A 14,156-nucleotide genomic window follows, 5' to 3' on the forward strand; every position below is an offset into this window, starting at 1 on the left:
GTCTGCGGTGCCTCTCTCAGGAAATGCCGAGCTCGTTGTCGATGAAGTCGAAGATGTCGTCGTCGCTGACGTCGGTGATGCGGGTGGCGAGGTCGCCGTCCCCTCCGTCGCCGTCGCCCTCGGGGGCGGGCGGGCCGGTCAGGCCGGCGAGCAGGGCGGTGAGCCGGTCGACGGCCTCGGACCGGGCGGCCGGGTCGGCGGCGAGGGCACTCAGGGCGCGCTCCAGCCGGTCGAACTCGGTTGCCGCGTCGGCGGGTTCGGCGGTTTCTGCCGCTCCGACCGGGGCGGCCGGCGGCGGGGCGAGCCGCTCGCGCAGATGGACGGCGAGGGCGGTCGGGGTGGGGTGGTCGAAGAGGGCGGTGGTGGGCAGTCGCAGCCCGGTCGCGGTGTTCACCCGGTTCCGCAGCTCGATCACCCCGAGGGAGTCGAACTCGCTGTCCATGAAGCCGAGTTCCGGTCGGATCGCGGTCGCGTCCGGGTGACCGAGGACGGCCGCGGCGGTGGCCAGGACCAGCGCCAGCAGCTGCCGTTCCTGCTCGGCGGCCGGCTGCCCGGCCAGTCGGGCCAGCAGCGCGGCCGGGCCGTCGGCGCCGCCCCGGGCGGCCGGGCGGGCCCGGTGCCGGGCGAGTCCGCGCAGCACCGGCGCCAGCCGGTCGGCGGGGACGGCGGCCGGGTCGAGCCTGGCGGCCACCAGGGCGGCGTCCGGGACCCCGGCGGTGCCGGGGGCGGAGGTCGGGGCGCCGGGGGCGGCGGTCGGGGTGCCGAGCGCGGCGTCGAACAGTGCGAGTGCCTGCTCGTCGGTCATCGGCGCCAGACCGGTCGCGCCGAGGCGCTCCCGCTCGGCGGCACTGAGGCCCGCCGCCATGCCGCCCTCGGCCTGCGCCCAGTGGCCCCAGGCGAGCGAGACGGCGGGCAGGCCGCGCACCCGCCGGTGCTGCGCCAGCGCGTCCAACTCGGCGTTGGCGGCGCCGTAGTTGGCCTGGCCGGGATTGCCCAGCAGGCCGACGGCGGAGGAGAACAGGACGAACGCGGCCAGGTCCTGGGACCGGGTCAGTTCGTGCAGGTGCCGGGCGCCGTCGGCCTTGGGCCGGCCGACGGTGCGCAGCCGCTCGGCGGTGAGCGAGCCGAGCACGGCGTCGTCCAGGACTCCGGCGGTGTGCACGACGGCGGTCAGCGGCCGCTCGGCGGGGACGGTCGCGAGCAGCGCCGCGACGGCGTCCCGGTCGCCGACGTCGGCGGCCCGCACGGTCACCTCGGCGCCCGACTCCGCCAGTTCGGCGACGAGTTCGGCGATGCCCGGGGCCTGCGGTCCCTTGCGGCCGGCGAGCAGCAGGTGCCGCACGCCGTGCCGGTCGACCAGGCGGCGGGCGACCAGCCGGCCGAGGGCGCCGGTGCCACCGGTGACCAGGACGGTGCCCTCGGAGTCGAGCGGGGCGGGCAGGGTCAGCGCGAGCTTGCCGGTGTGCCGGGCCTGGCTGAGTCGGCGTACCGCCTGCGGGGCCTGCCGGACGTCCTGGGCGTGGACCGGCAGCGGGCGCAGGGCGCCCTTCGCGAAGAGTCCGGCGAGTTCGGCGAGGATCTCGGCGATCCGGTCGGGGTCGACGTCGAACAGGTCGAAGGCCAGGTAGGCGGCGCCGCCGTGGTCGGCGGCGACGGTGGCCGGGTCGCGCGGGTCGGTCTTGCCCATCTCGACGAACCGGCCGCCGGGGGCGAGCAGGCGCAGCGAGGCGTCGGTGAACTCGTGGGCCAGCGCGTTGAGGACGACGTCGACGCCCCGGCCGCCGGTGGCGGCGCGGAAGGCCGGCTCGAAGTCGAGGGTGCGGCTGGAGGCGACCCGGTCGCCGACCAGGCCGAGCCCGCGCAGCACGCCCCACTTGCCGGGGCCGGCCGTGGCGAGCACCACCGAGCCGCCGTGCTGGGCGAGTTGGACGGCCGCCTGGCCGACGCCGCCGGTCGCGGCGTGGATCAGGACGGATTCGCCGGACCGCAGCCGGGCGAGGTCGTAGAGGCCGTGGTAGGCGGTGAGGAAGGCGACCGGGGCGGTGGCGGCCTCGGCCCAGCTCCAGCCGTCGGGGACGGGGAGGAGCAGCCGGTGGTCGGTGACGGCGACCGGGCCGAGGGTGCCCTGCACCAGGCCCATCACCCGGTCGCCGGGTCGCAGTCCGGTGACGCCGGGGCCGGTCTCCAGGACGGTGCCCGCGCCTTCGGCGCCGATCCGGGCGCCGCCCGGGTAGAGGCCGAGGGTGATCAGTACGTCCCGGAAGTTGAGGCCGGCGGCGCGCAGGGCGATCCGGACCTCCCCGGCGGCGAGCGGCCGGCGGGCCTCGGGGGCGGGCAGCAGGGCGAGCGAGTCCAGGCTTCCGGGGGTGGCGGTGTCCAGCCGCCAGGTGTCGGCGGTGCCGGGCGCGACGGCACCGGGGTCGAGGTGGTCGCCCGGGCGGGAGCGGGCGAGCCTGGGGACGAGGATCTCCCCTGCCCGCAGGGCCAGTTGGGGTTCGCCGTCGGCGGTGGTGCGCTGTGCGGCGGCGAGGGCCCCGCCGAGGGCGGCGCGGCTCGCGGGGGTGGTGTCGGTGTCCAGCAGGACGAAGCGGTCGGGGTGTTCGGCCTGGGCGGTGCGGACCAGGCCCCAGACGGCGCCGGCGGCCGGTTCGGGGACGTCCTCGCCGGGGTGGGTGGCGACGGCGTGCTCGGTGAGCAGCGCGAGGGTGCCGGTGTGCGCGGCGTCCAGCCAGCCGTGCAGCAGGGCGAGCGCCTGCTCGGCGGTGCGGACGGGGGCCAGCACGCTCTGCCCGGGGGCGGCCTCGGCGAGGGAGGCGACCACCGGCTGTCCCTCGACGGGGTCGGCGGCTGCGGCCGGGTCCACGGTTTCGGCCGGGTCGGCCAGCAGGGCCCAGTCGACGGGCGGCGCGTCGACGGCGGTGAGCGGGAGCCAGTCCAGCCGGTACAGCGAGTCCGGGCCGGCGGCCGCCGGGGCGCGCAGGGTCAGCGCGCCGACGGTGGCGACCGGCAGCCCGGCCGGGTCGGTCAGCTCCAGGGCGACGGTGTCGGGCCCGGCCGGGGTGATCCGGGCCCGCAGGGCGCCGGTCCCGGTGCCGACGCGGTGCACGGTGACGTCCCGCCAGGAGAACGGCAGCACCGTCCGGTCGGCGTCCAGGACGACGGCGTGCAGCACCGCGTCCAGCAGCGCCGGGTGGAGGGCGTACGCCTCGGCCTCGGCGGACGGCAGCACCGGCGGAGCGGTGACCTCGGCGTAGCGCCGCTCGCCGTCGACGGCGGTCGAGGTGAGGCCGCGGAAGGCGGGGCCGTAGTGGTAGCCGCGCTCGGCGAGGCGGTCGTAGGCGTCGGCGAGGTCCAGCGGCACGGCGGACGGCGGTACGGCGAGGCCGGTGGGCTCGGCGGGCTCGACCGGCGCGAGGGCGACGGCTCCGGTGGCGTGGGTGGTCCAGTCGGCGTCCCCGGTGTCCCCGGCCTCGGGCTGGGAGCGGATCCGCAGCGGGCGGCTCCCCTCCTCGTCGGCGGCGCCCAGCAGCACCTGGAGCCGCACCCCGGCCCGGGCGGCCGTCGGCAGGGCCAGCGGCGCGGCCAGGTCCAGGGTCTCCACCCGGGCGGCACCGGCCCGCAGCGCGGCCGACACGGCCAGCTCCAGGAAGGCGGTGCCCGGCAGCAGGACGGTCCCGGCCACGGTGTGGTCGGCCAGCCACGGGTGGGTCCGCAGGGAGAGCCGGCCGGTGAACAACCAGCCCTCGCCGTCGGGGAGTTCGGTGACGCCGGAGAGCAGCGGGTGGCCGGTCGGGGCGAGGCCGCCGGGGGCGTCGGCGGCGTGTCCGGCCGGGGTGTCCAGCCAGTGGCGGCGGCGCTCGAAGGGGTAGGTGGGCAGCTCGGGGCGGTCGGCCCCGGGGGTGGCCGGCAGGGCGGCGGCCCAGTCGACCGGCACCCCGTGCACGTGCAGCCGGGCCAGCGCCTCGGCGACGGTCGCCCGTTCCGGCCGGTCGGCACGCAGCAGCGCGGCGACGACCCGCGCGGGCGGGGCGGGGCGGGCCGTGTCGGCGTCGGCGAGCGTCTCCTCGGCGAGGGCGGTCAGCACGGGGCCGGGGCCGAGTTCCAGGTAAGCGGTGGTGCCGAGGCCGTTCAGAGTGCGCACGCCGTCGTGGAAGCGGACCACCTCCCGGATGTGCCGCACCCAGTACCCGGGGTCGGTCAGCTCCCCGGCCGGGGCGAGGCCGCCGTGCAGGTTGGAGACCACGGGGGTGTGCGGCTCCCGGTAGTCGAGCCGCTCCGCGACCGCGCGGAACTCGTCCAGCACCGCGTCCATGTGCGGCGAGTGGAACGCCCGGCCGACCGTCAGCAGCTTGGTCCGCCGTCCGCGCGCCCGCCACTCCTCGGCCAGCCGGCGGACCTCGGTCTCGTCGCCGGAAAGGACCACGGAGGACGGGCCGTTGACGGCGGCGAGCGCCACCCGGTCGGCGAGCGGGGCCAGTTCGGGCGCGACCTCGGCCTCGGTGGCCCCGATCGCGGCCATCGCGCCGTTCGCGGGCAGCGCCTCCATCAGCCGGCCGCGCGCGGCGACCAGCGCCACCGCGTCGGGCAGGGTGAGCACACCGGCCAGGTGCGCGGCGCTCAACTCGCCGATCGAGTGGCCGATCAGCCGCTCCGGGCGCAGGCCGTACGTCTCGACCGCGAGCCGGTGCAGGGCGACGTGCAGGGTGAACAGGGCGGGCTGGGTGTAGGCGGTGGTGTCCAGCAGGGCGGCCGACGCGGCGCCGGGCTCGGCGAACAGTACCTCGGTCAGCGGGGTGGCCAGGTGCGGGGCGAACAGCTCCGCGATCTCGTCCACGGCGGCCCGGAACACCGGCTCCGCGGCGTACAGTTCGCGGCCGGCGCCCGGCCGCTGGCTGCCCTGGCCGGAGTAGAGGAAGGCCGGTCCGGACGGGCGGGCGGCCTCGGCCCGGAACAGGCCGGGCGCGGCCTCGGCACCCTCGGCCAGCGCCCGCAGGGCCTCGGTACGGGCCTCGGCCCCGCCGCCCAGGACGGCGGCGCGGTGCGCGAAGTGGGTGCGGCCGGTGGCCAGGGCCCGCGCCACGCCGGGGGCGTCGGGCGCGACGGCGTCCAGCAGCCGGGCGGCCTGGGCCCGCAGGGCGGCGGGTGTCCGGGCCGACAGCAGCAGTGGGGCGTCGGACGGCGCCGTCTGCTCCTCGGAAAGGTCGGGCTCCTCGGAAGGCTCGGGCTCCCCGGAAGGCTCGGGCTCCTCCGGCGCGGCCTCCAGGATCAGGTGCGCGTTGGTGCCGCTGATCCCGAACGAGGACACCGCCGCCCGGCGCGGCCGGCCCGTGGCGGGCCAGGCGCGCGTGCCGTCGAGCAGTTCCACGCTGCCCGCCGACCAGTCGACGTGCGGCGAGGGCGCGTCCAGGTGCAGCGTGCCCGGCAGTTCGCCGTGCCGCAGCGCCTGCACCAGCTTGATCACCCCGGTGACCCCGGCGGCGGCCTGGGTGTGCCCGAGGTTGGACTTCGACGAGCCCAGCAGGACCGGCGGTTCGCCCGGACCCCGCTGCCCGTAGGTGGCGAGCAGCGCGCGGGCCTCGATCGGGTCGCCGAGCGCGGTGCCGGTGCCGTGCGCCTCCACCGCGTCCACGTCGGCCGGGGTGAGCCCGGCCGAGGCGAGCGCCTGGCGGATGACCCGCTCCTGGGCCGGGCCGTTGGGGGCGGTCAGCCCGTTGGAGGCGCCGTCCTGGTTCACGGCGCTGCCGCGCACCAGCGCCAGCACCCGGTGCCCGTTGCGGCGGGCCGCGGAGAGCCGCTCCAGCAGCACCAGCCCGACGCCCTCGGCCCAGGCGGTCCCGTCGGCGGCGGCCGCGAAGGGCTTGCAGCGGCCGTCCGGCGCCAGGCCGCGCTGGCGGCTGAACTCGGTGAACATGCCGGGCGAGGACATCACCGTGGCACCGCCCGCGAGGGCGAGGTCGCACTCCCCCGCGCGCAGCGCCTGCGCGGCCAGGTGGATCGCGACCAGCGAGGAGGAGCAGGCCGTGTCGATGGTGATGGCGGGCCCCTCCAGCCCGAGCGCGTAGGCGAGCCGGCCGGAGGCGACGGAGGTCAGGGTGCCGGTGAGGGCGTGCCCCTCGTACCCGGCGGGCGTCTCGTGCAGGCGCGGCCCGTAGTCCTGCGGCATGACGCCGACGAACACGCCGGTGCGGGTGCCGCGCAGGGCGGCCGGGACGATGCCGGCCCGCTCGGTCAGCTCCCAGGCGGACTCCAGCAGCAGCCGCTGCTGGGGGTCGGTCGCGGCGGCCTCGCGCGGCGGGAGGCCGAAGAAGGCGCCGTCGAACTCGTCGGCGTCGTACAGGAATCCGCCCTGGCGGGTGTAGGAGGTGCCGGGGCGCTCGCCGTCCGGGTCGAACAGGGCGTCGAGGTCCCAGCCCCGGTTCTCCGGGAACGGGCCGATGGCGTCCCGGCCGTCGCGGAGCAGCTCCCACAGCTGCTCGGGGGTGTCGGCGCCGCCCGGCCAGCGGCCGCTGAGGGCGACCACGGCGATCGGGTCGTCCGCCGCTGCCGGACCGTCGGTGGGGTGCGCGGCCGCGGATGCGGCACCGACGGTACCGGCGGCGTCCGGCCGCTCGGCGAGGAAGGCCGCGACGGCGCGCGGCGTCGGCCGGTCGTACACCAGGCTGGTCGGCAGGGCGCGGCCGAGGGAGCCCGCGAGGCGGTCGCGGAACTCGACCGAGGCGACCGAGTCGAAGCCGAGGTCCTTGAAGGTGCGGTCCGGGTCCACGGCCTCCGCGCCGCCGGACTCGCCGAGCACGATCGCCGCGCCCGCGCGGACGGCGGCCAGGGCGGCCGCCTCGTCCAGGACGGGAGCCTCCGGGGCGTCGGCCGTCCCCCGGACCTCCGTCGCGACCGCCGGCCCCTGGACCTCCGCGCGGCCCGACCCGGTCGCCGGCGCGACCGGTCCGCCGTCCGGCAGCCAGAGCCGACGGCGCTGGAACGCGTACGTCGGCAGACCGGTGAGCCGCTGCCCCGGCCCGGACCAGGCGCGCCAGTCGACCGCGCCGCCGCGCACGAACAGCTCGGCGACGGCGCCGCCGAACTGGTCGAGGCCGCCGTGGTCGCGCCGCAGCGTGCCCGTGACCGCCGCCGCGCCGTCCGCCAACTCGCCCAGGCCGAGGGTGAGTACGGGGTGCGGGCTGCTCTCGACGAAGCTCCGGTGACCGTCGGCCAGGGCGGCCCGCACCGCCCGGTCCAGCCGGACGGTGCCGCGCAGGTTGCGGAACCAGTAGCCGCCGTCCAGACCGGCGGTGTCGAGGAGGCCGCCGGTGAGGGTCGAGTAGAAGGCGACGGTGCCGGTGCGCGGGCGGATCCCCGCCAGCAGCTCGGGCAGGGAGTCGCGCAGCGGCTCCATCTGGGCGGAGTGGGAGGCGTAGTCGACGGGGACGAGCTTGGCCCGCACCTCGGCCGCGCGGTACGACTCGACCAGGGCCTCGACGGCCTCCCGCTCGCCCGAAACCACGGTGGAGGTGGGGCCGTTGACGGCGGCGACGCCGAGCAGCGCCGGGTCCGGCGCGGCGGCGATCGCGGCCTCGACCTCGGCGACGGGCAGCGGGACGGCGGCCATCGCGCCCCGGCCGGTCAGGCCGAGCCCGGCGATCGCCCGCGAGCGCAGGGCGACCACGGCCGCCGCGTCCTCCAGCGAGAGCGCGCCCGCCACATGGGCGGCGGCGATCTCGCCCTGGGAGTGGCCGATCACCGCGTCGGGCCGCACACCCGCCGCCTCCCAGAGCGCGGCCAGGGACACCATGACGGCGAACAGGGCGGGCTGGACGACATCGACCCGGTCCAGGCCGGGCGCTCCCGGCCGACCGCGCAGCACCGCGTCCAGCGACCAGTCCACGTGCGGGGCCAGAGCCTTCCCGGTCTCCTCGATCTTCGCCGCGAACACCGGTGCGGTGTCGAGCAGTTCACGCGCCATGGCGTCCCACTGGGCACCCTGGCCAGGGAAGACCAGCACGGTGCCCGCTCCGCCCGCGGGAGCCGCCCGGCCCTGCACCAGGCCCGGCAGTTGGCCGCCCTCGGCGAGGGCGTCCAGACCGGCGAGCAGCTCGGAACGGTCGGTGCCGGTGACGGCGGCCCGGTACTCGAAGGCGGTCCTGGTGGTCGCCAGCGCCCGACCGAGGTCGGCCGGCGCGAGGTCCTTCCGCTGCTCCGCGAACCCCCGGAGCCGGGCGGCCTGTTCGCGCAGCCCGGCCGGGGTCCGGGCGGACAGCGGCCACAACGCCGGCCAGGGCGCGGGCTCCGTCTCCCCGCCGTCGCCCTCGCCGATCACGGCCGGGGCCGTCTCCGGGGCGTCGGCGACCAGCACATGGGCGTTGGTGCCGCCCACGCCGAAGGAGCTGACCCCGGCGATCAGCCGCCCCTCCGGGTCCGGCCACGGACCGGACCCGGTGCGGACCGCCAGGCCGAGCCCGTCGAAGTCGATGTCCGGGTTCGGGGTGGAGAAGTTGAGGCTGGCGGGCAGCCGGCGGTGGCGCACCGCCAGCACCGTCTTCAGCAGGCCGACCAGGCCCGCCGCGCCCTCCAGGTGGCCCACATTGGTCTTCGCGGAGCCGACCAGCAGCGGCCGGTCCGCCGGGCGCCCCGCGCCCAGGGCGGCACCGAGGCCGGCGGCCTCGACCGGGTCGCCGACCCGGGTGCCGGTCCCGTGCAGTTCGACGTACTGCACCAGGGCGGGGGCGACGTCCGCGCGCCGGGCGGCGGCGCGGATCACGGCCGCCTGGGCGTCGGCGCTCGGCACGGTGAGCCCGTCCGTGCCGCCGTCGCTGTTGACGGCGCTGCCGAGCAGCACGGCGTGCACGGGGTCGCCGTCGGCGACGGCGCGGGCGAGCGGCTTCAGCACCAGCAGCACCGCGCCCTCGCCGCGCGCGTAGCCGTCGGCACCCGCGTCGAAGGTGGCGCAGCGGCCCTCGGGCGACAGGGCGCCGAACCGCTCGACGGTGAGGGTGGACTCCGGGGCGAGGTTGAGGTTGACGCCGCCGACCAGGGCGACGTCCGACTCACCCGTGCGCAGGCTCTCCAGCGCGAGGTGGACGGCGACCAGCGAGGAGGACTGCGCGGAGTCGACGGTGAGGCTGGGACCGCGCAGATCGAGGGCGTGGGAGACGCGGTTGGCGATCAGGCCCCGGTTGACGCCGGTGAGGCTGTGCCGGGTGATCGCGTCGGCCCCGGTGGTGAGGGTGCTCCAGTCGCCGGCGATCGCGCCGACGAAGACTCCGGCGCGGCGGCCGGCCAGGGCGGCGGGGAGGATGCCCGCGTCCTCCAGGGCCTCCCAGGCGAGTTCGAGGACGAGCCGCTGCTGCGGGTCGGCGGCGGCGGCCTCCCCGGCCGCGAGGCCGAAGAACTCGGCGTCGAAGCGGTCGACCTGGTCGAGCCAGCCGGCGGCGAGACGCGGCCGCGCCTCGTCGGCGAACCGGCCCGGCGGGACGGTGCCGACGCTGCTGGTGCCGCTGTCGAGCAGCCGCCAGAACGCCTCGGGGTCCGCCGCACCCGGCAGACGGCAGGCGGCGCCGACAACGGCCACCGCCTCCGGCGGGCCGGACTGCGGTGCGGACGGGGCGAGGGGTTCCAGGGGCGCCATGGTGGTTCCACTCCTGAGGGCCGGTAGCTCGGTGACGGACCTCAGCGTTCCGCGACACCCCGCCCACCGGCCCCCTAGCCAACCCCTGTCGAACCCCTATGACACCCCCGACGACCTCGGCAATCACCTCCGGACGCCCCTCGACGCCCACCTTGCCGACGGGCCGTCAGTATTCCGTCATGACGGGCCGACGCACCGTCACCACGGCCCGTGGGTGCCACCACCGGCAGCAGTCCGGCAACGTGCAAGGAGCCACCCGAACACGGTGATGGCCGTTGAGCAGCACCCCGAAGCTCCGGGGTGGAGCAATAGGAAGTCGAGCGGGCCAGCTTCCCCAGCCCAGGCCTTTCCCCAGTGGCTCCCTTGCTGAGTGCAAGGGAGCCACCAGGACCGAATCGCGCCGCCAGTGGAACAGGAAGTCGGACCGGCCGACTTCCCACTCCCGGGGCACACCGTCAAAGATCCTTCCGGTGGTGGCTCCTCGCACCCACGGGAAGCCACCAGAAACACTCAAGGGCCCTCGCTGGGCTCCAGCGAGGGCCCTTGAGCAATCCCCCCGTCCTCGGGGCACAGAGTGGAAAGTGCTGGCCGGCTCGTCTCCAGCCCGTATCTGCGGGAGCGTCCTGCCACAAATCTCCGGTGGCCGCTTGCCAGACAAGTGGCCTCCGGAACATCGCTGTTCACGCGGGGCTCCCCCGCCCTCGCCCAGGCCGAGCGAGGGAAATCCACTCAGGCCGAATGCCAAGCGGAGCGGGAAGTCGGTGCCGCCGACTTCCCACTCCCAGGCCCTTCCCTGGTGGCTCCCTTGCAGCTCGCTAGGGAGCCACCAGGGCCGAATCGCGCCGCCGGTGCAACAGGAAGTCGGACCGGCCGACTTCCCACTCCACACCACCCGACCACCACAGGTTGCCCCTCGCTCGGCCCGAGAGACGGGCAACCGCACACAGGCGCCCTTCCTCCTGGCGAAGTCGAGGATCAGCCGGAGTAGGAAGTCGACGCCACCGACTTCCCACTCCCGGGCCCTTCCCCTGTGGCTCCCTTGCAGCTCGCAAGGGAGCCACCGGAGGCGAGTCACGCCGACGGTGGAGCAGGAAGTCGGTCCCCACGACGTCCCACTTCAGGCTGTCCCTCGCTCCGCCCGAGCAAAGGACAACCGCTTACCGAGGCTGTTCCTCCTGGTGAGGTCAAAGAGCAGCGGAGCAGGAAGTCGACACCGCCGACTTCCTGCTCGTGGGTCTTCTCCGGTGGCTCCCTTGTGGCTTGCGAGGGAGCCACCGGGAGCGGGGTTCGCTGCCGGTGGAGCAAGGGGTCGGAGCGGCCGAATTCCCGTTCCGGGCGGCCACCGGGGCGCCCGGGAGGCGCCCTGCACCCCAGGAGGCGGCCCGTCGCCTCGGCGCAGAGCGCCGACGCTCATGACGGCGCCCCGGACATCCCCGGCGGGGTGTCCGGGGCGTCCGGGGCGAGTGCGGGCCGTACCGGCCTCAGCCGGCGACCAGGTCCGCCCGGCGGGGGAAGGCCGGGCGCGGTGGGGTTCCGTCGGCGGTGCCCGGCGGGACCGGGCCGAGCAGGCGGGCGAGGTCGACCCGGCGGCGGGCGCCGAGCTTGCGGTAGACCCGGGTGAGGTGCTGCTCGACGGTCGACACGGTGATGTAGAGCTTGCGGGCGATGTCCCGGTTGGACAGGCCGCGCGCGGCGAGCTCGGCGACCCGGCCCTCGGCCTCGGAGAGCCCGCCGGCGGTGCCCGCCGGGACCGGAGCGGCGACCGGGAGCGGCCGTCCGGCCACCGGCAGCGGGGGCACCGACAGCAGGGACGTCGGCAGCAGGGACGTCGGCAGCGGGGACGTCGGCAGCAACGACACCGGCGAAGGCGCCTGCGCCGGCGGCCGGACCGGCACCACGGCCAGCGCCGGGGTCCGGCGCACCCGGCGGTCCGCCCGGCGGGCCCGGCCCGGGTCGCCGTCGTGCTGGTGGGCCTCGCTCAGCTCCCCCAGCGCCGCCGACAGTTCGGACTCCGCACCGGCCTCCTCCAGCAGTCCGACGGCGCGTTCCAGCAGCTCCGTGCGCTCCGCCGGTCCGCCCGCCGCCGCCCGGATCCGCAGCGCCAGGCCGCGGATCCTCGGGTGGCCGACCGGCCCGAGCCGGGCGAGCTGCTGGTCCGCGAGGGCGGCGGCGCTGCCCGGCCGGCCCAGGGCGAGCTGGGCGCGGGCCGCCCCGAGCCGCCAGGGCGCGATGGCCGGCAGGTGGTCCACGCCCCAGCGGGCCATGGTGTCGCCGCAAGCACGGTAGTCGGCGAGGGCCTGCTCGGCCCGGCCGAGGGCGAGCCGGTGACCGGCCAGCGCGTAGCGGTGGTGCAGGCCCGCGGGGGTGTGCTCCAGGCCCGCGGGGGTGGCCAGCTCCAGGAAGTGCGCGGCGTCCTGGTGCAGGCCGAGCGCGGTGCGGGCGGCCGCCATGGTCGCCAGCGGCAGCCCCACGGCCACGCCCCAGGCCTCCGGCCGGACGTGTGCGAACGCGGCGCGGCCGGCCTCGTCGGCGCTCCGCAGGTCGCCCTGCCGCAGCGCCGCCTCGGCGCGCAGTGCGGCCAGCAGGGCGTTCCAGTGGGCGCCGCAGCGGGCCCCGGCGCGTTCGGCGAGCGGGGCGCACCAGTGGGTGGCCCGGTCGGCGCGGTCGGCGTAGAGCAGGACGGTGAGCGCGGCGGTGAGGGATTCGGTGCGCACGCCGCCGAGGCGGCCGGCACGCAGGACGAGTTCGGCGTGGACCACGGCGTCCTCGGGGGACACGGCGCCGGCGAGGAGGGCGGCGAGCAGCCGCATGCCGTCGCCCCGGTCGGCGGTGGCGCCGTCGTGCGGGCCGGTCCGGCGGGCGGGGTTGGGGAGCAGCGCGGGGTACCAGTAGGCGAGCCAGTGGCGCAGGGGCTCGGTGTGCACGGCCTGGCCGGGGACGGCCTCGAAGCGGGCGAGGGCGGCGGTGCCCTCGTCGATCCGGCCGTGCCAGAAGTGGTGGCGCAGGCGCTTGAGTTCGTGGCGCAGCGCGGTGTCGGCGTCGGTGACGGTGCCGGGCAGGGTGGGGACGCATTCGACGGCGGGGCCGGCGGGCGCCCGGCCGGACCGCAGCTGCAACGCGTGGTCCGGTACCGGTCCGAAGCCGCCGGTGGCACCGGCCCCCTCCTCCGCGACCTCCTCCGCGACCTCGTCCTCGTCCTCGGCGGCGGCCTCCTCCGCCTTCACGGACCCGGGTCCGGGCACCTCCCACGCCCCGGCTCCCCCGCCGAACTCCGGCAGCGCCGCGCCGGGGTCCCCGGCCTCGGCGGCGGGCGCCGGTCCGAGCGAGCTGCGCAGGTGGCCCTCGGCCACCCGGGCGTGCCCGTCGACGGTGGCCGCCGTGGCGCCGGCGGCACGCAGCAGCCGACCGGCCCGCTGGTGCAGGGCGGCGAGTTCGAGCGGCCGCATCGCGGCGAGCAGGTCCCCGGCGGCGGTGGGGTGGCGGAAGCCGCCGTCGCGGAACAGCCCGGCCGCGTGCAGCAGGTAGAGCGCCCGGGGCAGCGCGTCGGGGGCGAGCAGCAGCAGTTCGGCGAGCAGGTCCGGGGTGGCCCCGGTGCCGAGCACGGCGACGCCGCGCGCGTAGTGCAGGGCGAGCGGGTCGATCCGGTGCAGGCAGTGCATCAGGCCGCGCCGGTAGCCCTCGCCGACGACCAGGGTGCCGGGGCTGCCGGCCCGTTCCTGGTCGGCGACGAGGCTGTGCACGAGCAGCGGGTTGCCGCCGGTGAGGGCGTGCGCCTCGGCGGCGTGCCGCTCGGCGGCCGCGGCGCCGAGGCGGGTGCGCAGCACCTCGGCGACGAGTTCGGTGCCGAGCAGGTCGAGCCGGATGTGCTGGTGGTGCGGCTGGCGGGCGAGTTCGACCTCGAACAGCGGGTGGGCCGGGGTCATGGTCTCGCGCGAGCTGAGGACGGTGAGCACGCCGGTGCCGCGGGTGCGGCGGACCAGGTAGAGCAGGAACTCCAGGGACTGCGGGTCGGCGTCCTGCCGGTCGTCGACGGCGATCAGGACGGGGGCGCGTTCGGCCAGGCCCCGGACCAGCCGGAACAGGCCCTCCAGGACGCGCTGGGTGAGCCGTCCGGCGGGGCGGTCGGAGGGGGCGGGGACGGTGCCGGAGGCCGCGCCCTCGGCGAGCAGGGCCTCGGCGGTGGCGGCCTCCTCGGGGGCGAGGTCGGCGCCCTGGAGGAGTTGCCGGGCCAGGCCGAGCGGGAATTCGCGTTCCAGCGGCGAGCCGGTGCCGACCAGGACCTGGACGCCGCGCTCGGCGGCGGTGTCGGTGAAGGCGTAGAGCAGGTCGCTGCGGCCGCTGCCGACGGAACCGTGCAGCACGATCACGCTCCCGGCGCCGGCCGCGCAGCGGTCGAGGGCGTGGTGCAGCCGCCGGTACTCGGACTCGCGGCCGGCGGGCGCGGTTCTCGACGGATCGTGGGGATCGTGCGGCGGGGACACGGGAAGGGGGGACATCCGTTCTCCTGGTGCAGGGCGCACGGGAGGACGGGCCGCTG

General features: G+C 77.3%; 2 protein-coding genes. Both read right to left on the minus strand.

All coding sequences use genetic code 11. The annotated features are described in order from the left end of the window. Positions 1–16: 16 nt before the first annotated feature. Positions 17–9,619 (minus strand): type I polyketide synthase, encoded by a 9,603-nt coding sequence (locus ACW14Y_RS07615; RefSeq protein WP_456986311.1) that lies wholly within the window; start codon positions 9,617–9,619, stop codon positions 17–19. 1,481 nt (positions 9,620–11,100) lie between these two features. Then, complete coding sequence (locus ACW14Y_RS07620; RefSeq protein ID WP_456986312.1) at positions 11,101–14,115, minus strand: AAA family ATPase; 3,015 nt, start codon at positions 14,113–14,115, stop codon at positions 11,101–11,103. Between the last annotated feature and the right edge of the window lie 41 nt (positions 14,116–14,156).

Source organism: Kitasatospora sp. cg17-2, from assembly GCF_054031055.1.

Bases quoted from the DNA above. Each gene is read 5' to 3' on its own strand.
- ACW14Y_RS07620 (WP_456986312.1), bottom strand. From the start codon at position 14,115: ATGTCCCCCCTTCCCGTGTCCCCGCCGCACGATCCCCACGATCCGTCG.
- ACW14Y_RS07615 (WP_456986311.1), bottom strand. From the start codon at position 9,619: ATGGCGCCCCTGGAACCCCTCGCCCCGTCCGCACCGCAGTCCGGCCCG.